The organism is Vicinamibacteria bacterium (assembly GCA_035570235.1).
In the GTDB taxonomy this organism is placed as follows: domain Bacteria; phylum Acidobacteriota; class Vicinamibacteria; order Fen-336; family Fen-336; genus DATMML01.
The window spans coordinates 17,657-37,175 of record DATMML010000010.1 but is presented as its reverse complement, the minus strand read 5'-3'; the positions used below and the strand labels follow the sequence as shown (position 1 = coordinate 37,175).

At 70.6% G+C, this 19,519-nt stretch carries 14 protein-coding genes, 1 tRNA gene and 2 pseudogenes; 7 read left to right on the top strand and 10 right to left on the bottom strand.

Annotated features, from left to right (window positions below; genetic code table 11):
- Window positions 1-2: 2 nt before the first annotated feature.
- Window positions 3-76 (bottom strand) — tRNA-Gln (locus VN461_01320).
- Between the two features lie 77 nt (window positions 77-153).
- On the opposite strand from VN461_01320, the gene VN461_01315 reads away from it, so the two are divergent.
- The gene (locus VN461_01315) at window positions 154-888 is read left to right on the top strand and encodes a L,D-transpeptidase family protein (GenBank protein HXB53388.1); all 735 of its coding nucleotides are present in this window, start codon (window positions 154-156) and stop codon (window positions 886-888) included.
- On the opposite strand, the gene VN461_01310 is transcribed toward VN461_01315, so the two are convergent.
- Together VN461_01310 and VN461_01305 are read right to left on the bottom strand one after the other, a co-directional pair.
- Window positions 858-3,392: a M14 family zinc carboxypeptidase gene (locus VN461_01310; protein HXB53387.1), complete on the bottom strand. Its 2,535-nt coding sequence runs from the start codon at window positions 3,390-3,392 to the stop codon at window positions 858-860. The two genes, VN461_01315 and VN461_01310, sit on opposite strands and share 31 nt — an antisense overlap.
- A 4-nt stretch (window positions 3,393-3,396) precedes the next feature.
- Window positions 3,397-3,930, bottom strand: coding sequence for a hypothetical protein (locus tag VN461_01305; protein ID HXB53386.1), 534 nt, complete (start codon window positions 3,928-3,930; stop codon window positions 3,397-3,399).
- Between the two features lie 127 nt (window positions 3,931-4,057).
- On the opposite strand from VN461_01305, the gene VN461_01300 reads away from it, so the two are divergent.
- Entirely contained in the window at window positions 4,058-8,587 is a 4,530-nt protein-coding gene (locus tag VN461_01300) for a DEAD/DEAH box helicase (GenBank protein ID HXB53385.1), read from the top strand.
- A 10-nt stretch (window positions 8,588-8,597) separates the two neighbouring features.
- On the opposite strand, the gene VN461_01295 is transcribed toward VN461_01300, so the two are convergent.
- Together VN461_01295 and VN461_01290 are read right to left on the bottom strand one after the other, a co-directional pair.
- Complete coding sequence (locus VN461_01295; protein ID HXB53384.1) at window positions 8,598-9,659, bottom strand: M14 family metallopeptidase; 1,062 nt, start codon at window positions 9,657-9,659, stop codon at window positions 8,598-8,600.
- Between the two features lie 4 nt (window positions 9,660-9,663).
- The gene (locus VN461_01290) at window positions 9,664-10,728 is read right to left on the bottom strand and encodes a 3-oxoacyl-[acyl-carrier-protein] synthase III C-terminal domain-containing protein (GenBank protein HXB53383.1); all 1,065 of its coding nucleotides are present in this window, start codon (window positions 10,726-10,728) and stop codon (window positions 9,664-9,666) included.
- A 102-nt stretch (window positions 10,729-10,830) separates the two neighbouring features.
- Between VN461_01290 and VN461_01285 the strand changes: the two genes are divergently transcribed.
- Entirely contained in the window at window positions 10,831-10,980 is a 150-nt protein-coding gene (locus tag VN461_01285) for a hypothetical protein (GenBank protein HXB53382.1), read from the top strand.
- A gap of 12 nt (window positions 10,981-10,992) precedes the next feature.
- Window positions 10,993-11,301: pseudogene (locus tag VN461_01280) on the top strand (redoxin domain-containing protein).
- Here VN461_01280 and VN461_01275 read toward each other — a convergent pair.
- Window positions 11,298-11,792 carry a DinB family protein gene (locus tag VN461_01275; protein HXB53381.1) on the bottom strand — a complete coding sequence of 165 codons (495 nt, stop codon included), beginning with the start codon at window positions 11,790-11,792 and terminating at the stop codon, window positions 11,298-11,300. The pseudogene VN461_01280 and the gene VN461_01275 sit on opposite strands and share 4 nt — an antisense overlap.
- 40 nt (window positions 11,793-11,832) lie before the next feature.
- Here VN461_01275 and VN461_01270 point away from each other — a divergent pair, with 40 nt between their 5' ends.
- The 3 genes from VN461_01270 to VN461_01260 all read left to right on the top strand — a co-directional run bounded on the left by VN461_01270 (window position 11,833) and on the right by VN461_01260 (window position 15,876).
- A complete protein-coding gene (locus tag VN461_01270) occupies window positions 11,833-12,531 on the top strand; it encodes a glycosyltransferase family 2 protein (GenBank protein HXB53380.1) in 699 nt (232 codons plus the stop codon).
- 39 nt (window positions 12,532-12,570) lie between these two features.
- Window positions 12,571-14,130: a DUF4388 domain-containing protein gene (locus tag VN461_01265; protein HXB53379.1), complete on the top strand. Its 1,560-nt coding sequence runs from the start codon at window positions 12,571-12,573 to the stop codon at window positions 14,128-14,130.
- A 75-nt stretch (window positions 14,131-14,205) separates the two neighbouring features.
- Window positions 14,206-15,876: a hypothetical protein gene (locus VN461_01260; protein HXB53378.1), complete on the top strand. Its 1,671-nt coding sequence runs from the start codon at window positions 14,206-14,208 to the stop codon at window positions 15,874-15,876.
- 39 nt (window positions 15,877-15,915) lie between these two features.
- On the opposite strand, the pseudogene VN461_01255 reads toward VN461_01260, so the two are convergent.
- The 4 genes and pseudogenes from VN461_01255 to VN461_01240 all read right to left on the bottom strand — a co-directional run bounded on the left by VN461_01255 (window position 15,916) and on the right by VN461_01240 (window position 19,501).
- Window positions 15,916-16,140: pseudogene (locus tag VN461_01255) on the bottom strand (thioredoxin family protein).
- 12 nt (window positions 16,141-16,152) lie between these two features.
- Window positions 16,153-16,581 carry a hypothetical protein gene (locus VN461_01250; GenBank protein ID HXB53377.1) on the bottom strand — a complete coding sequence of 143 codons (429 nt, stop codon included), beginning with the start codon at window positions 16,579-16,581 and terminating at the stop codon, window positions 16,153-16,155.
- Window positions 16,582-16,668: 87 nt separating this feature from the next.
- Window positions 16,669-17,928 carry a phospholipid carrier-dependent glycosyltransferase gene (locus VN461_01245; protein ID HXB53376.1) on the bottom strand — a complete coding sequence of 420 codons (1,260 nt, stop codon included), beginning with the start codon at window positions 17,926-17,928 and terminating at the stop codon, window positions 16,669-16,671.
- A gap of 28 nt (window positions 17,929-17,956) precedes the next feature.
- Window positions 17,957-19,501, bottom strand: a complete 1,545-nt coding sequence (locus VN461_01240) for a trypsin-like peptidase domain-containing protein (protein HXB53375.1) — start codon at window positions 19,499-19,501, stop codon at window positions 17,957-17,959.
- Window positions 19,502-19,519: the final 18 nt, after the last annotated feature.

Here is a 19,519-nt window from a genome sequence, read left to right as displayed (position 1 = left end):
TTTGGCTGGGAGGCAGGGATTCGAACCCCGATACCATGGTCCAGAGCCATGTGTCCTACCGTTGGACGACCTCCCAGTAGCGGGCGGGACATTCGAGTCTAGCCAAGGCGATCTCCGATTTCAAACCGTTCGGCTGGGGATAAACTGGCGGGAATGATCCTGCTGATTGCCGTCCTGGCCGCGGCGCCCGTCCCCGCCGAGAGCCGCCAGCTCGTGCTCTCCGTGGGCGCGAGCTGGACCGCACTGTCCGCCCGTGTCCGTCTCTTCGACCGGGAAAACGCTGCCGCCAACTGGCGACCCCTCGGCGATTCCTTCGACGCCTCACTGGGCCGGACAGGGCTCGCCTGGGGTCGGGGTCTCCATCCCTCGGGCCTCGAGGGCCCGTCAAAGAAGGAGGGGGACGGCAAGTCGCCGGCGGGCGTGTTCGAACTGCGCGAGGCCACCGGCTACGCGCCCGAGCCCCCCCCGGGGACACGCCTGGCTTACCGAACGGCCACGCCTGATCTCAGGTGCGTGGACGATCCCAGCTCCTCTTTCTACAACCGTCTGGTCAACGAAACGCGGGTCCGCAAGGACTGGGCTTCGGCGGAGATGATGCACCGCGGGGACGATCTCTACCGTCTCGTGATCTGGGTGGGCCACAACGATGGGCCGCCGGCCGCGGGGGCCGGAAGCTGCATCTTCCTGCATCTTCGGTCCTCGCCGGGGTCGGTCACCGAAGGTTGCACCGCGATGGGGGGGGAGCCCATGGAACGACTGCTGCGTTGGCTCGACCCCGCATTGCGACCCGTGCTCGTCCAGATCCCGGCAACCCTGTGGCCGCGGCTGGCCCGCGAGTGGGGGCTTCCCCCTCCGGCTCAGGGTGTGGGCGACGCCGCAGAGAGATAGAGAGCGTTCAGGAAGGGGATATACGTGGCCCAACTCTGGGCCCGGTACTGGGGGCGGAAGCCAAAAAGCACCACGCGCCCCCGGCCGAGCGGCACCTCCACCAAGGCCGCGTGGCCGCTCAAGCGCTTCCCTCCCAGCAGCCACCCCGAGAGCAGCGGGTCCGTGCCGTAGCGCGCCACCACCCGGCCCGCGCCGACGTCGAAGGCCGGGCCGGACTCGAACCAGACGGGCGTTTCCACCGGGAGGCCGTGGGCAAGGGGGTGGGTCCCGTCCAAGCTGACCTGCAAGAGCGCGCCCGGGCAGTAGACGGGGTCCGGGCCCTCCGCGGAGCCGGCGAGGACGTTCACGACCGGCAGTTCCAGCGCACCGCCTTCGAGAGCCAGGCCCGAGGCCGCATTCAGGGCCACGAGCGTGCCGCCCGCGGTCGCGAAGTCCTTAAGGCTCTTCACCCCCTCCCTCCCCAGGCCGCCCGTGTATTCCTCCGGCAGAGAGCCCCGGGGGTGGCCCTTCACGATCTGGTCCGGCAACTGATCGGGGAGTACGATGGCGTCGAAGCGGTCGCGCAGACTGCCGGCCCGCAGGTCCTCATCCCGCAGCGTCTCATAGTCCACTTCCATCTGGCGCTCGAAGACGAAGCGCGTCCACCCCTCGTCCATCGACGGCACCCACGACCGGTAGAGTCCGATGCGCGGGCGGCGCAGGACGAGGCAACGCGGCGACGCGTTCACGCCCCGGACGAGCAGCCCCAGATCGCGGGCGAGGCCGGAGAGGGTGGGGCGCGCGGCCGCAGGGACGAGGAGCGTTCCCGCCGCGAACGACCGCCCTCCGTCCGAGAACGCGTCCAGGGCCCAATGCGCGGGGACGCCGGCGCGGAGGAGGCGGGAAAGGGCCAAGAGGTCGCCGTTCCCGTGGCCAAAGGCCAGCCACGCCCCCGCACCGAGGACACGACCGGGGGTGACCTCCGGCGCGGCTACGAACTCGACGTCAGCCTTGAAGGGAGCCGTCGCCACATCCACCGTCACCCCCATGAGCAGGGGCAGCGTGTGCGCGGTCACGTCGTAGGGGCGCTGGGGCGGGCTGCCCGGATAGAGGCGAAGATCCGGGTAGCGCTGCCGCTCGAGCAGCGATTTTGCGAAGGCGCTGGCGGGCTGCTGCATCAGGATCACATGGGTGCCCGCCGGGTAGGCGCGGCCGTCCGCCTGGAAAGCGGCCCGCGCCCGCTGCACCTCCACCGCCCCCGTGCGCAACACGCTTAGGAGCGTGGCCGCCGCCAGCGGATCCGGCTGGTCCCCCGGCACCAAGAAGGCGAAGGGCTCGGCCCGGGTCACGGCCCGGCGGCTCACCTCCAGGAAGCGGCGCAGCCAGTACTCGCGGTTCCCGGCCGCGTGCTCGAGGATGGCCCGCGAGGCGGAGAGCTGGTAGTCGACGATATCGCGCAGCCGCCAAAGACCGCCCGGCCAGGGCTCGGGGAAGTTCCAGGAGGACGTTTTGGGGTCGTAGCCGAAACCGGGCCGCAGCTCCGCGAACGCCACCTCCACCGGGGTGGCCAAGCGAGCGGAAGCGGTCTCGGAGAGGATCCTCACTCCGCTGTGGGTGTGAGGGTAGAAGCGGGCTGGGCTCCAGGCATCGAAGAGGGCGTGGATGACTACCCCCTTCTTGCCCTCCCCGCTCAGCCGGGCCGCCATCTGCGCGCCCAGGGCATTGATCGCCGAGCGAAGGGAGGTGTCCACGTTGGGCTCGTAGGGGTCGACGTAGGGCGGAACGAAGATGCGCGCCCCCCGCGGAAGCATCTGGTGGACGTCGTGGAGGATTTGCGGACGCCAGCGGTCGTGGACGTACTTCACGGTGAGGCGGGTCTCGGCCTGGGTGAACATGTACCAGTCGCGGTTGTTGTCGTGGCCGGTGTACCGGTGGTAGAGGAAGGGAGGCTCCACCCCCTCAAAGGGTGTGCCCAGGTGCTGCCGATACCAATCCGCCACCCGCTGGGTGCCGTCGGGGTTCTGGGAGGGGACGAGCAGGAGCACCACCTCCTCGAGCAGGGCCAGGACGGCGGCGTCGTGGCTCGTGCCCAGGAGATGGGCGAGCTCGAGAGCGGTGAGTGACCCTCCCACCTCCGTGGAGTGGATGGAACAGGTCATGGCAACGATGGCCTTGCCGCGGGCGACGATCTGCTGCCCCTCCTCCTCGGAAAGCCCGCGGGGGTCGAAGAGACGCAGGTTGTCCCGGCGGATCTCCTCCAGGCGGGCCATGTTGGCCTCGGAAGTAATGGTGACGACCAGGAAGGGATTTCCCTCCGTGGTAAGGCCCACCTGCTCGACGCGGACGCGGGCGGACGCCCCGCCCAGCCGACCAAAGTAGTCGACCATCTGCCCCCAGTCCGCGAGCTTGCGGTCGTCGCCGGGGTGAAAACCCAGGACCGACTCCGGGGCGAGCGGATCCGCGCTCCGGGCGGGCCGGGGGAGGACGGCGAGGGCCAGGAGGAGGACGCTCGTCGACGCGCGCACGTCCCTACTTCAGCTCCGGGCAGGCTTGCGCGCAGCGCCCGTCCTTGACGCGGGGTTCGGAGCCGTCGCGGCTGACACAGATGCGGCCCGAGGAATCGCCGCAGAAAGCGCGGAGGCCGGTCTGGCCGGGCTTCACGGGAGCGACCGTGAAGGCGAAGGACTTCAAGCTCCCGGGAGCGGCCTTGGCCTTCAGGATCTCCTCCTCGCTGGCGAGGGGGCCGGGATGGAACTTGTGCACGTAGCCGAGACTGGTGGCCAGCCAGTCGTGCGAGGGGTCCAGGAAAGGGGCGGCATCCTTGGGGAAATCGGGCAGGCAGGTCTCGGGCTGGGTGTAGCAGGAGAGGGTCCCGAAGAGCGCGCCGTTCGCGGCGGCGTAGGCCCGGCCTGCCATGACCACGCTCCGCACGTCCAGGATCGCGGTGCGATCGCGCCCCCGGAGCGCTTCCGAATCGAGCTTTTCCGGCTCCGGGTCCTGGGCGGCAAGACTGGCCGTGGTCAAGACGGCGGCCAGGGCCAGCGGCCTTCTCCCGAACCCCATGGATAGACCTCCAGGCCCTGGATCCAAACCCGGGACGACCATACACAGGGGGCTGGGAGCGGTCAAGGCTCGCTCTGGACCCGATAGAGGCCCGCCTCTCCTATCATAGAGGGCTCAGCGAGGCACCGTGGCTCCCCGGCAACCCCAGGCACCGTCCGGTCCCGAGCGCTTTCATCCCGCGGTCGAGGAATGGTTCGCGGCGTCGTTCCCGGGCCCCACCCGGGCCCAGGCCCTGGGCTGGCCGGTCATCCGGGAAGGCCGCTCCACGCTCATCTTCGCCCCCACCGGCTCCGGCAAGACCCTGGCCGCCTTCCTGGCCGCGATTGATCGGCTGATGTTCGCCCCCGCGCCCGCCCCGGCCGAGCGCTGCCGGGTGCTCTACCTCTCCCCCTTGCGGGCGCTCGCCGTCGATGTGGAGCGAAACCTGCAATCCCCGTTGGCGGGGATCGCCCGAGCTGCCGGGCGGAGGGGAGACGCCTTCCACTCTCCGGCGGTTGCGCTGCGCACCGGCGACACCCCCGCCGCGGAGCGGGCCAAGATCCTGCGCGCGCCCCCCGAGATCCTCATCACCACCCCCGAGTCCCTCTTCCTCATGCTCACCTCCCGCGCCCGCGCGGTCCTGGCCAGCGTGGAGGTCGTCATCGTGGACGAGATACACGTGCTGGTGGGCACCAAACGCGGCGCCCACCTGGCCCTCTCCCTGGAGCGGCTGGCCGAGATCTGTCGCGACCCCTTGCAGCGGATCGGCCTCTCCGCCACCCAGCGGCCCCTCGACGAGGTCGCGCGCTACCTGGGCGGGGGTGATGGCCGGCGGAACTGGAGCCCCCGGGCGGTGACGATCGTGAATGCGGGGACCCGAAAAACCTTCGACCTAAAGGTCGAGGTGCCGGTAGAGGACATGTCCCGACCCGAAGCGCCCGCGCCCGTGGCCGTGCCGGAGGGGAAGGAGGGCTCCCCACGCTCCATCTGGCCGGCCGTCCACCCCCGCCTCCTGGAGCTCATCCGCGCCCACCGGTCGACGCTTCTCTTCGTCAACAGCCGGCGGCTGGCCGAGCGCCTGTCCGCGGCCCTCAATGACCTGGCGGGGGAGGAGGTGACCCAGGCCCACCACGGCTCGATCGCCCGTGAGCAGCGCTCGGCCATGGAGGAGGCCCTCAAGGCGGGACGGCTTCCCGCTTTGGTGGCGACCTCCTCTCTGGAGCTGGGGATCGACATGGGAGCCATCGACCTGGTGGTCCAGATCGAGACCCCTCCCTCGGTCGCGAGCGGGATGCAGCGCATCGGACGCGCGAGCCACCAGGTGGATGCCGTCTCCCGGGGTGTGATCTTCCCCAAGTACCGCGGCGACCTCTTGGCCACCGCCGCCATCACCAAAGCCATGAAGGCGGGGGAGGTCGAGGAGACCCGAGTCCCCGCGAATCCCCTGGACGTGCTCGCCCAGCACCTTGTGTCCATGGCCGCGGCCGGGGAACTCGCGGTGGATGGCCTCTTCGCCCTCGTGCGCCGGTCCGCGCCCTTCGCGAGCCTGCCCCGGGCCCAGTTCGAGGGCGTGCTGGACATGCTCTCCGGCCGCTACCCTTCCGACGAGTTCGCCGAGCTCAGGCCGCGACTCACCTGGGACCGCCGCCGGGGTCTGGTCCGCGCGCGGGAGGGGGCTCAGCGCCTGGCCGTGGTCAATGCGGGGACCATCCCCGACCGCGGTCTCTACGGCGTCTTCCTGGCCGGGGAGGAGGACCGCCCCGGGAGGCGGGTGGGGGAGCTCGACGAGGAGATGGTCTTCGAGAGCCGGGTCGGGGAAGTCTTCGTGCTCGGGGCCTCGAGTTGGCGCATCGAGGAGATCACCCGCGACCGCGTGCTCGTGCGCCCCGCCCCCGGGGAGCCGGGGAAGATGCCATTCTGGAAAGCCGACCGCGGGGCCCGGCCGGCCGAGCTGGGCCGGGCCATCGGACGCCTCACCCGCGAGCTCTTGTCCCTCCCCCGGGCGGAGGCCGCGCGCCTCCTCGACGAGGAGCACGCGCTCGACCCCCGCGCCCGCGAGAACCTGCTCGACTACTTAGAGGAGCAGCGCCTGGCCACGGGCGCGGTGCCGGACGACCGGACGATTGTTCTCGAACGGACCCGCGACGAGATGGGGGACTGGCGGCTGTGCCTGCTCTCGCCCTGGGGCGGGCGGGTCCACGCCCCCTGGGCCCTCGCCCTCGAGGCCCGGTTGCGCCCTTCCGGCGAGGTCGAGACGCTCTGGAGCGACGACGGCATCGTGGTGCGCGTCCCCGACCGCGAGACGCCTCCGGACGCGGCCGCCCTGCTCCCCGGGCCGGAGGAGATCGAGGAGCTGGTGGTGGGAGCGCTGGGGGGCAGCGCGCTCTTCGCCGCCCATTTCCGGGAAGCCGCGGGCCGCGCCCTCCTCCTCCCCCGTCGCCGGCCCGGCGCGCGCTCCCCCCTCTGGATGCAGAGGAAGCGGGCGGCCGACCTCCTGGCCGTGGCCTCCCGCTACCCCTCCTTTCCGATCGTGCTCGAGGCCTACCGCGAGTGCCTGCGGGACGTCTTCGACCTGCCCGCGCTCGTGGACCTGTCCCGGCGCGTGCGCCGCCGGGAGGTCAAGCTCGTGACCGTGGACTCTCTCGCGCCCTCTCCCTTCTCGGCCTCGCTTCTCTTCGGCTACGTCGCCAACTACATCTACGACGGTGACGCCCCCCTCGCGGAGCGGCGGGCCCAGGCTCTCTCCGTGGACCCGCGCCAGCTCCGCGAGCTGTTGGGCGAGGCCGAGCTGCGCGAGCTCATCGATCCCCGGGCCCTGGCCGAGCTGGAGTTGAGCCTGCAGGGCCTGGATCCGGACCACGCCCTGAAAAACCCCGACCGTCTCCACGACCTCCTTCTGCGGCTGGGCGATCTCACGGTCGAGGAGGTCGCGGCCCGGGTGGGGACGGGGGAGGACGGACGAACCCCCCAGGAGGTGGCCCGGGCCTGGATCGACGCTCTTCAAGGCGAGGGCCGCATCGTCGCGGTGAGGGTGGGCGGGGAGGCACGCTTCGCGGCCGTCGAAGACGCGGGCCGGCTTCGCGACGCCCTCGGCGTCGCTATTCCCCCCGGCCTGCCCCCGGCCTTCCTGGCTCCCCTTCCCCACGCCCTGCGCGAGCTCGTCGCTCGCTACGCGCGGACCCACGCCCCGTTCCCCACCCGCGATGTGGCGCGGCGATTCGGGACCGAGGAGGTCGCCCTCGCCCCCGCGCTCCAGGAGCTGGCCGCGGCGGGGCGGCTCCTGGAAGGGGAGTTCCGGCCGGGGGGGTCGGGGCGCGAGTGGTGTGCCCCCGAGGTCCTGGCCGCGCTGCGGCGGCGCTCGCTGGCTCGGCTCCGCCGGCAGGTGGAGCCCACCGAGCCCGCGGCCCTGGCCCGGATGCTCCTCGACTGGCACGGGATCACGGGATCCCCGCGCCGCCCCGGACCGGAGGCGCTCCTGGAGGTGATCGAGCAGATCCAGGGGGCGGTCTTCCCCGCCTCCGCGCTGGAGTCGGACATCCTGTCCGCGCGGATCCCCGGCTACCGACCCCAGGACCTGGACGCCCTTTGCGCCGCGGGCGAGGTCGTGTGGCTCGGGGCAGGCCCCTTGGGCGATAGGGACGGCCGAATGGCCCTTTACCTGGTGGAGGACCTCCGGCTCCTGCAGGCACCGCACCCCGACCCCCCGCGGGGCGAGGTCCACGACCGGCTGCGCGAGCACCTTTCCCGCCACGGGGCCTCCTTCTTCGCGGAGCTTCACGAGGCGGCGGGGGGCGGCCTGGGGCAGGCGGTCTTGGATGCCCTCTGGGACCTCGTCTGGGCGGGGGAGGTCACCAACGACAGCCCCGGCGTCCTGCGCGCTTTTCTGGGCGCGCGGACGGGACGCCCTTCGTACCGATCCCGGATTGCGCCGCTGCGCTCACGCCGGTCGTCCCTGCCCAGTGCGGCGGGTCGCTGGAGCCGGCTCGCCCCCCTGCGGGGCGCCCCCCCCACCCCCGCGGAGCGAGCCTTGGCCCGGGCCGAGCAGATGCTGGCCCGCCACGGCGTTCTCACCCGCGACGCCATCCTGGCCGAGGACGTGCCGGGCGGTGTGGCCACCCTGTATCCCGTGCTCCGCGCGCTAGAGGAGGCGGGTCGCATTCGGCGCGGCTACTTCGTGGCCGGCCGGGGGGGGTCCCAGTTCGCCCACCCGGGGGCCCTCGAGCGCCTGCGGGCCCGGCGCGACGCGGGGGAGGAGGCGGCGCCCCAGGCGGCGGTGCTCGCGGCTACGGATCCTGCGAACCCCTATGGGGTGGCCCTCCCCTGGCCGCGGGTGGACGGCACCCGGCTCGCCCGCGCTGCGGGCGGGCACGTGGCCCTGGTGGATGGAGTCCTCCTCGCCGTCCTCGGCAAGGGCGAGCGCGAGATTACGACCTTCCTCCCCGAGGACGAGCCGGTCCGCTCGCGCGCGGCGCGGGCCCTGGCCCTCTCTCTCGCCGGTTGGGCGGCCCGCACCGGCCGTTCCGGTCTCGGCTGGGGCGCCCCCGACGGGCGGCCCCTGGCCGAGAGCCCGCTCGCGCCCTATCTCCTGGAAGCCGGCTTTACCCGGTCGGGGCCCGGCTTCCGGCTGGTCGCGGCCGCTCCGCCGGGAACCCCCGACCTCCCCCTGGCCGAGGGATGAGGCGACCCCTTCAGGGTTTGGGCTCGCCCTCGCTCAGCTGCCCGATGAAGGCGAGCGGCTCCCCTTCGGTGACGGGCGGCGTGGCCACCACGTAGAGCACCTCCCCTGCGAAGGGGGCTCGCACCTCGTGCAGGAGCTGGCCGAAGGGATCGGTGAGGCGGCCGATCAGGGCCCCGCTGGCCACGGACTGCATCTTGTCCACCGTGGGGTGCCACACGCCGGTCGCGGGCGCGGTCAGGACGCGGGTGGGATCGAGCCAGAGGGGCTTCTCCACCCGCACCGAGGGGGCGTCCATGATCTTGAGATGGGCGATGAGGGAGAGCGCCCCCGCCTCCTGGGCGCCCACGGAGACGGCGTCGGTCAGGCCCATCCCCCCCGACTCCACCGTGATGGCGGGCTTCCCGCGCAGGACGGCGGTGTTCGAGGTGTAGAGGCTGTGCGCGGGGTCCCGCGGCCGCTCCCGGTCGACCACGATGTGGTCCAGGCCGAAGGCCAGGGCCAGTTCCTTTCCCGCCGCGTCCCGCTCCTGGTTCCCGCTCACCTGCCAGTAGGAGTAGGGGCGGAGCGACTCGTTCCCGTCCCCGCAGTGCAGGTCCGCGAGGTGGGTGGCCTTGTCGATCACCTCCCGGGTGATGCGTTCGGCGATCCGCTCGCTGATCGTGCCCTCCGCGCGGCCGGGGTACACGCGGTTCAGGTTCTTCCCGTCCGGCCCGTAGTAGATCCGCCGGCCGTAGAAGGTGGGCGGGTTCGCCATGTGGACCAGGATCACGGCGCCGCTCATGCGCTTGGGGTCGAGCCGGGGGCGCAGCCGCTGGAGGGCGATGATGGATGTGTACTCGTAGCCGTGGGTCCCCGCCACCAGGGCCAGCACCGCTCCCGGCCGCGCTCCGTTCACGACCGTGACCGGGATCCGGGTCCCGGGGTCGACGCCGTCGGGGACGATGAGCCATCCCGACACCGCTTCCCCGGGTTGGGCGGTGATGCTCCCGACCGTCAAGGGGGCCTGGGCCCGCGCTCGGGCCGGGACCAGGGCGAGGAGGACAAAGACGACGAGGCGGGACCGGTTCTTCATGAGTTCAGGCCCGGACGAGGGTGGCCCCCCAGCTCATGCCCGCCCCGAAAGCCACCATGAGCACGAGGTCGCCCGGCCGGATTCGGCCTCCTCTCGTGCACTCGTCCCACAAGAGGGGGATGGTGGCGGCGGTGGTGTTTCCGTAGCGCTCGATGTTGTGGACGATCTTTTCGTCGGGGATGCCCAGGGCCTTCTGGCAGTACTCGTTGATCCGCTGGTTGGCCTGGTGCATGAGGACCATGGCGAGGTCCTCCACGCGGACTCCGTTCCGCTTCAAGATCTCCTGCGAGACCTCCATCATATGGGTGGTGGCCATCTTGAACACGTGGCGCCCGTCCATGACCGGGATGTGCTCGCCCCGCCGGAACTGCTCGGGGTCGGTGTACGGACGGCGGGCGAAGCCGGTCCCCGGGACGTAGAGCTTATCGTAGTCCGCGCCGTCGGTGTGGAGGATCTGGTCCACGATCCCGGCCTCGCCGCCTTCGGCCGCCCTCAGGACCACGGCCGCGGCCGCGTCACCGAAGAGCACGGTCAGGTGGCGGAAGCGGGTGTTCCAGGCGAACTCCTCGGGGGTGGGGGGGACCTCGCCCCGGCCGTACATGTATTCCCAATTGGCGGGAGTCCAGGGCATGAAGCCGCTGTGGATCTCCGCTCCCACCAGGAGCACCGTCTTTGCGAGCCCGGCCCGGATGTGGGCGTCCACGAGTTGGAGCCCGTACAGGAAGCCCACGCACTGCTGCCGGATGTCGAAGCAGGGGATGGCCTTGAGGCCGAGCTTCTTCTGGAGGATCCCCCCGTTGCCCGGGAAGTAGTGGTCGGGGGTCATGGTGGCGAAGACCAGGAGGTCCACCTCTTCCCTTCCCACCTTTGCCCGCTCCAGCGCGCGTCCCGCCGCTCCCGCCGCCAGGTCGGAAGTGGCGGTCCCCGGCTCCACGAAGTAGCGGGTCTTGACCCCGCTCCGCTCCTGGATCCACTCGTCGCTGGTGTCCATGATCCGGGCCAGCATCGAGTTGGTGACCTGGACGGGCGCGATCTCGCTACCGCTGCCGACGATGACGGCTCGTGCCATTCAAGCCTCCGGGCGCCGCTCGGCGCGAGCCCCCGGGAGAGCGACATTCTAAACCGGCGGGGGGGCGGGGGCGAGCGCGCGTCTGGGCCCGAGCCCTTGCTTTTGGAGCCAGCCGCGGCCTATGGTGCGAGCGTGCTGAAGCATGGCGAAATCGCGCCCGACTTCGCGGTGGGGGAGCGCACTCTCTACCAGATGCTGGCGGAGCGTGCGGCCGTGATCTTCTTCTTTCCCAAGGCCTTCACCCCCGGCTGAACGCGGGAGGCCGGCGGGTTCCGCCGGGAGTACGAGCCCCTGCGCCAGGCGGGCGGCGATGTGGTGGGGGTCTCCAAGGACCGCCAGGAGGTGAGCGACCGCTTCCGGGAGTCGCTTGGCCTGCCTTACCCCCTGGTGGGCGATCCCAAGGGTGTCCTCCTACGGGCCTACAAGGTCAGGTGGCCCCTAATCGGCCTGGCCCGCCGGGTCACGTACGTGGTGGGCCGGAACCGCAGGGTTCGCCTGGCCTTCCACAGCGAGCTGAACATCGAGGCCCACCTGGCCGAGGCCGCGGCCGCCCTGGCCGTGCCCGAGGCCTAGCGCATTGTCTTCCTCCAGAGGTCTTCAAAAGCGCCCTCCTTGAAGGCCTTGGTGGCGAAGACGATCTGGCCGGTGTGCACGCCCCAGTGATGGGCGGTGCGGAGGAGGATGGCGAGCGCGGTCTCCGGCTCGCCCGCGCGATCCGTCACCTCCAAAAGGCGCGCGGGATCGAGGGTGCCCAGGACCCGCTCCGCCTCCGCCACCGTGTCCTCGAGGACCGCGAGGAGCTCGGGCCGGGGCAGGCCCGTCTCCGCGAACTCCCGGGGCCGGTCCCGCCGGTAGGAGCTCCCCCCCAGCCCCCGGCCCAGGAAGTGGCGGGTGGACCCGCAGGTGTGGAGGACCAGGTTCCCCACCGAGTTGCTCGTGGGGTGGGGCCGCCACCAGACCTGCTCGTCACTCAGGGCCTCGAGGGAAGCCCGGACCTGGGCCGGGTACCCCGTCACCACTCGCCGGCGAACGTCCTCGATCAGCGCGATCCCCAACTCCGCCATGGCTCGCCTCCCGGAGGGGGAATGATACCCTTGACCCCCCATGCCCCCCTCCATCAGCGTGGTCTTCCCAATGTACAACGAGGAGGCCTATCTTGAGCGGGCGGTGGTAGCGGCGCGAGAGGTGCTGGAGAGCATCGCCCCCGACCACGAGATCATCATTGTGGACGACGCCTCCACCGACCGCACGAGGGAGCTGGCGGAGGCCCTCTCTGGCGCCGACCCCCGGGTCAAGGTTCTGCACAATGAGCGGAACCGGCAACTGGGGGGGACGCTGCGCGCGGGCTACGCCGCCGCCACCAAGGACCTGATCCTCTACAGCGACGCCGATCTGCCCTTTGACTTCCGGGAGGTGGCGCGCGCCGTGCGCCTGCTCGAGTACCAGCGGGCGGACGTGCTGACCGCCTACCGCTTCGACCGCACCTCGGAGGGCCCCCTGCGGACCCTCTACACCCTCGCCTACAGCGCCCTCATTCGCACCCTCTTCCGCCTCCGCTACCGCGACGTAAACTTCTCCTTCAAGCTTTTTAGGCGCTCGCTCCTGGACCGGGTGGTGCTGAAGAGCGAGGGCAGCTTCATCGACGCGGAGTTCCTGGTGCGGGCGAGGAAGGCGGGGGCTTCCATCATCCAGATCGGGGTGGATTACTTCCCCCGCTCGCGGGGCACCAGCACCCTCGCTTCTCCCAGGGTGATCTTCAAGATCCTGCTGGAGATGGGCCGGCTCTGGCGTGAGCTGCGCTAGGTTGTCTCCCCGCCCCGGGCGTGGTAACTAGAACGTCGCATGCTCACTGAGCTCGCCACCACGCCCGTCGCCGAGACGCTCCGCGGGCTGTCCGCGGACAGACGGAGCGGGGACCTCCAGGTCCGCTCGGGGAAGATCGTGAAGACGGTCTTCTTCGACCACGGTCGCCTGGTCTTCGCGGCCAGCAACCTCAAGAAGGACCGGCTGGGCGAGGCCCTGGTGGCCCTGGGCCGCATCACGGACGAGGAGTTCAACCGGGTGTCGGCCCTCATGAAGGGGGACCGCAAGCGCCGCTTCGGGGAGGCCCTGGTGGCGGCGGGGGTCATGGACAAGAACGAGGTAGGGGGCTCGGTGGCCCGTCAAGTGCGGCGGATCGTGCTCTCCATGTTCGAGCTCACGGACGGCGCCGCCTCCTTCGAGGACCGGCGCTGCGCGATCCCCCTCGAGTACATGGTGAGCCTCTCGCTCCACCGGCTCCTCTACGACGGCATCCGGACCATGGAGAGCCGGGAGCTGATCCTGACCGGGCTCGGCAATCTGGACCGCAGCCTGGTCCTGGCTTCGGTGCCGCCCTTTTCGTTCGACCCCAAGGAGTGCCCGCCCGAGGAGAAGGAAGTCCTGGAGCTGGCCCGGCGCCCCATGACCCAGCGACGGCTGGCCTGGGCCTCGGGCGGGCTCGCCCTGTCCCGGCTGCAGGCCGTTTACGCGCTCTCCGCGGGCGGGATTCTCCAGGACGCCGACGAGGCCCTGGCCGCGGCCGCCCAGCCTATCGTCCAAATGGAGACGGGCACCTTCCTGCTCTCCGCCCTGCGCCGGTCCCCCGACCCCTCCGGGCAGGACGCCATCCGCCTGGAGGTGGAGGACGAGCTCGAGCGCTCCGCCCACCTGGACAAGGAGAAGTGGCTGAAGGTCGCGAGCACCGCCCCCCGGGACGAGCTGGTCAAGGCCCTCGAGGAAAAGATGGAGCGCTACCACGCCCTGCGGGAGGCCGTGGGTGAGGAAGATCAGATCAAGACCGACATCGAGGTGATCCTGGGGCGGGCTTCCGCCATGCTCCGCCTGGCCCGCCAGGCCCCGCTCCCGGCCCCCTCCCCTCCCGAAGAGCGCCTCACCTCCCCCGAGACCCGGGCCAGCGAGGCCCCCCGCCCCCGCCCCGCCATCGAGTCCTCCGCGGCCTCCCCCGGCTCCACCACCTTCGAGGGCCAGGCCAAGGTGGAACACCTGCTCATGGAGGGCGAGGTGCGCATGACCGTCTCCGACTACGCCAACGCGGTCACGGTCTACGAAAAGCTGGTCCAGATCGCGCCCATGATCCCCGCCTACCGCGTGCGCCTGGCCATCGCCATGGCCTGCTACCCGCGGACGGCCAAGCAGGCGGAGCGCGAGTTCCTGGAGGCTCTCCGCCTGGACGCGGACAACGCCGACATCCACTACCAGTTCGGCCTCTACTACAAAGCCATGAAGCAGCGGAGCCGCGCGGTGGCGGAGATGCGGACGGCGGTGCGCCTGAACCCCCGGCACGCAATGGCCCGCGAGGAGCTCGAGTCCTTGTCTCCCAAGGACTCCGCCCTCACCAGCTTGAAGAAGTTGTTCAAGTAGGGCGTGGCCCTCCCGGGAAGCTTGGGCGCTCCGGGGGCGGACCGGGGGACGCCGCTCGGGGTATCGACGAAGGGAATGAAGGCCCTCTCTGGGGCCGTAGCCCTGGCCGTCGGCTTGACCGTCTTCGGTGTCTACTCGTTCCGGCTAGGCATCGCGCCCACGTTCGCCCACGACGACTACGAATACACCTACCCCTCCTTCAGTCTCGCCGAGCGCGGCACCTTCGGCTCGCCCCTTCTCGGCCCCGGCCTCAACGCCCAGAATCGCACCTACAACCTCACCGTCTACTACTACGCCACCGTCCATGCGGTCCTGATTCGGATCTTTGGTGACGGCCCCTCCTCAATTCCGCTTGCCAACACGCTTCATTTTGCCCTGCTGGCCGCGGGCGGCGCCTTCTTCCTCGTGCGCCGCGGGGCGCTGCTGGGCCTGGGCGTTTTCCTCTACGCGCTCACCCGCGACGAACGGATGATCGAAGCCGCGCGCCACGGGCGTCCGGAGATGACGGCGGGCTTTTGCCTGCTCATGGGCGTGCTCGGCCTCTGGGCCTGGCAGGGGGAAGGCTGTCGCCGCCCGCTCGTGCTCTTCGGGATGGGCGCGGCGTTCACGGCCGGGATGCTCTCGCACACCTCGGTGCTGTTCTTCGCGGCCGCGCTCCTCCTGGTGTTCGCGGTGCCCCTGGTCCGGGAGGCCTCCCCGCGCGCGATCGCGGCCGGGCTCGCACCCTACGCCGCCATCCCCCTCCTCTACGGCTATTTCATCCTGACCGACAGCCTGGCCAACATCCGGGGCCAGCTGGCCCAGGCCCAAGGAAACGTGACTCTGCTGCGCGTGCTCGCGCTCCCTCTGCACGGAGAGTGGAGGGAGCTGGCGAGTCTGACCGCTGATTTTGTTCAGACCCATGTCGGGCATCCGGGGATCTGGTTGGCCTTGGCGGCCTGCCTGGCCCTGCCCGCGGTCGCGCCCCTCCCGTTTTCGCGGGCCGCGCGCTTCTTCGCGGGGACCTACTGCCTGTTTGTGGTCGTGCACTTCCTGTTTCTGAAGCACTTCGTGCTCTCGTACCGGGCGATCTACCAGGCGACGCTCTACCTGGCCCTGGCCTTTCTGGCCGAGGCGATCACGGCGCGCCTGGGCGAGCTCTCGAGAAAGCCCTACTGGACAACCGCCTTGCGGGTCGCGGGCCTGGGGGTCTTTCTTTCCTTGAGCGTGGCCGGCGGGAGCCGATTTCTCGCCGGGCTCCGCGGCCAGGACTTGCCTTACGCACAGCTGCAGGGAGCGCTCCTGGACGCGCTCCTTGTGTCCGGCGCCCACCCGGGCGATCGGGTGTACGTCCCCGTGCCCTTCGCCTTCCATCTGCAGCGGAGGTTCGATGTCATCGGCTACCCCGCGCCCGGGCAATACTTCCAGGGACGCTGGAGCCCGGCCTTCCGGGCGGGCGTGCGTGAGGTCTGGGGAGCGGAGACGCTCACGCGGGTGGACGCCCGACCCCTCTGCTGGGCGATGGGGCTGACGTTCCTGCAGCCCAAGTGGGTCCTCTCCTGGAACGGGGACTACAGCGTGATGCAGCCCTTCCGGGAATTCCTTCGACGCTTCCCGGACCTTCCCGGGATCCAGTTGACGGAGGTTCGGAGGACACCGCTTCCCCCGCCCTTTGGCGGCACCGTGCGGGTCTATCGACTGGGCCTCTCCGGGGCGATGGAGGCGCTGGACCGCTCTTCCACGAGCGAGCAGCCGCCCTGCCCTTAGAGTTTGGGGAGCCCGCGCGGGCGCTTCGGGAGCAGGCGGTCAGGTCGTGACGCCGGGGACCTGGGCCGCCGCGTCCTGGACGTGCTTCAGCAGCATGGACTCCGGCCCCGACCCCACGAACTCCACGCTGTCCCCCAAGACGGTCTTGGGAACCGAGGAGACGCGGTACTTCCGCGCCAGCTCCGGGTACCCCGTCACCTCCACTCCGTCCGCGGTGATCTTGTCGCTCTCGAGCGCAAACTGGAAAGCCAGGCGCACGGCCCGGGGGCAATGCGGTCAGGTCGGCGTCGAGAAGACCTGGATGTGGACGGGGTGCGCCAGGGCGGCCAGGCCAGCCCGGGTCTCCTCCCCGAGGCCGCTCTGCCCGCTGGAGACGTCGAGGATGGCCTCGATGAGGGACCCGAACTCATAGCCGGAGGGGAGGCCGTAGAAGCGGATGCCGTAGTCCTTGTTCTCTCCCAGGATGGCCACGGCCGGGATGCGGGCGATCCCGAGGGCCTTCACCTTTTCCGCGTCGAGGACGGAGTTGTAGGACTCGGCCTTGAGGCGGGGGTCGAGAGCGCCCAGCTCCTCGATCAGCCGACGCACCTGATCCGACTCGGGATCGGCCAGGGCCTGGGAGAAAACGGCCAGACGCACGGGGTGGACGAGCTTTGCGAACTCTTCCTTGAGCTGTGCCGCCACCTCTTCACTGATCAAAGCCATCGCCGCTCCCTTCCCGGGCAGTATAGCACCCGAGTTTCGGGCCCCGGCGAGGACGGGCTGCGCGCGCGGAGGATCGGGGAGGGGGCTTTAGACCCAGCTCGGGAACCACGTCCAGAGGCGGAGATGGAGGGGTGTCTGGCCGAAGTACCAGGTGGAGGGGACGGGCAGGGCGGTCAGGAAGGGCAGAAAGAAGAAGAAGAGGAGGACCACGACCGCGAGATAGCCGCGCGCCAAGGGGCCGGCCCGTCCGTCCCACCACCCGTCGAGCAGCATGCCCAGGCTCAAGCAGGCATAGGGGATGGCCTCGAAGAGGTAGTGGCTGTAGTTGAGGGTGCGGGGCGAGATGCCCCAGGGAAGGTAGAGCAGGGCGAAGCCGGCGGCCGCGAAGAGCCGCCGGGGGTCCCGGGCCTTGAGCCCGGTCAGGAGGGAATAAAGGGTGACCGGAACCGACACCCACCAGAGCGCGGGGTTCCCGATGGCCATGATCCCGCGCACCCTGTCCCCCACCGGCTGGTAGAAGTACCAGGTCGGCCGATAGAGCCAGGGCCAGGTCCACCACTTGCTGAAGTAGGGATGGGTGGCGTTCAGGTTTGCGTGGTACCGCCAGACCTCCAGCTGGAGGTCCCACAACTCCGAAAGGTGGTGGTGCCAAGGCTCCAGGCCGGGTCGCAGGATCTGCAGCGGCAAGTAGCTCAGGATATAGATGACGACGGGCAGGACCACGAAGGCCACGGCCGTGAGCAGCAGCTCCCGCAAGCGGAAGATCCGGCGGCCCCGCACCACCAGGACCACGAGGCCCAGAAAGGCCGCCGCCCAAAGGCTCGTCCAGCGCGTGGAGAGGGCGAGGCCAAGGAGGAGCCCGGCCCCGATCATTTTCCACCCCGGCAGACGCTCGCCGAGGACGGAGTCCAGGATCAGGAGGGCGGCCGCCACCTGGAAGAGGACGGCGAAGATGTTGGTCATGGCGATGCGGCTCTGGACCAGGTAGACCCCGTCCGAGAGCAGCAGGACGGAGGCCAGGAGCGCGGCGCGCTCCGTAGCCAGGAGGCGGCGGGCGAAGAGAAAGAAGGTGGGAGCGAGAAGGATACCGGCGAGGGCGGGAGCCAGCCGCCAGGCCCAAGGCTTGTACCCGAAGAGCCACACGGGGACCGCGATCAGGAGCTTGGCCGTGGGGGGATGAACCCATTCCGTGGGAGCCTCTCCCGCTAGGTACTGGGCCGCGGCCTTCGCATGGTAGACCTCGTCGAAGTAGGTCTCCGGGGGATAGCCGAGCCCGGGCAGGCGGAAGGCGGCGGCGAGAAGGGCCAGGAGGGCGGCCCACCCGAGGTCCCGTCGCGAAAAGGTCATGCTCGGCGGGGGTAGGGCGGAGCCGGCATCACCGTCCGCCCGCCTTCCCCTTTGGGGGTCGGAGCAGCTCCAGGGAGTATCCGATGGGAACGCCAAAGGAATTGCCGCCGAACTTGGTGAGGACCGCGTATTCCACCGCGATCACCTCCCCGCTCTTGTTGAGCACGGGGCCCCCGCTGCCCCCCTGGGTGGTGGGGGCATCGAAGACGATGTCCGTCTGGGTGATGTCCCCGATGTGACCCTGGGTCGTGGAAGGACGGATGAGACCCTTGCGCGCGAGAGCCTCCGTGACCCGCTCCGAGCTGGTGCCCGCGGCCAGGATGTCCTTGACCACCGCGCTGTCCGCCTTGGCCAGGATGGCCTCCAGGCCCGCCGGGTACCCCACCACCACCACCGGCTGCCCGGCCACCGCCCCCTTCCCGCTGCGGTCGAGGGGGATCACGGGAATCCGCTTACCCTTGAGATTCACCCGCACCAGGGCGAGGTCCACCGTCTCCGAGAGGCGGTCCACATCGAGCTCGAAGGCCTCGCGCTCGCGCGGGAAGAACGCGCGGAAAAGGGTGAAGCGGGGCTTGAAGCCGGTGTTCATGACCGCCTCCGCGCAGGAGTCGTTCCACCAGGGCTCGGCCACGTGGCGGTTGGTGAGAACCAAGCCGCGACGGTCGACCAGAAAGCCCGTGCCCAGGTAGTCCACGGTGTGCACGGGCCCGGGGCCGGCCAGGTCCAGCGCGTAGCAGCCCTCGTTGTCGCGCTGGGGCCGACCGTCGCCGTCCAGCTTGTAGCGGAGGGGATGCGCGCTCGCGTCGTAGAACGCGTAGGCCCCCTGGACCAGGCACACGCCGGGGCCGTACTCGCGGATGACCCGCTCCCCTGCGGTTCGCTCGCTCTCCAGGCTGACCAGCCGCTCCCGGGCCGCCGCTAGCTCGTCCCGCACCGACGGTGCCTGGCCGGGAGAGGCCTCGCCCAGCTGGCGTTTCAGCTCATCCTCGCGCTGGCGGGCTTCCTCGATCCGCGCTTGCAGGGCCTGGCGCTCGGCCTCCGAACGCCGGCGCTCTTGCTCCACCCGCTCGTGGAAGTCTCGCTGCGCGGCCTCTGCCCGCCGGACGGCCTCGCGCAGGCGAGCCACATCCGCCCCCAGCCGATGGGCCTGCCACTGGGTCCAGGCCAGGAAGAGGCCGCCCGCCACGACCAGGCCGATGGCGATGAAGCGGAAGGCGCGGCTGGTGCGACTGGCGGTCTCCCGGACCACCGCCCGCAGGAAGCCGGTGGTGTCGGAGAGCTGGATGGCCCCTTCCGGCCGGGCCCAGAGCAGGGCCCGAAGAAGGGGGACGCGCTCCTCTCCCTCGTGGCGGAAGCGGAGCTTGGGCCCCTCCGGCCCCAGCTCCAGCACGTCGCCGTCGTGGAGGGCGGCCTCCTGCACCGGCTCCCCGGCCAGGAATGTTCCGAGGTCGGAGCCGCCATCCTGCAGCACGATCTCGCCGTCCCGCTCGAAGACCAGGGCGTGGCGGGGGGCGATGCCGGGCACCATCACTTCGAGTCCTTGATCCGAGCCGATCATTGCGGGCAGGCGCAATTCGTCGGTCTCGCCCCG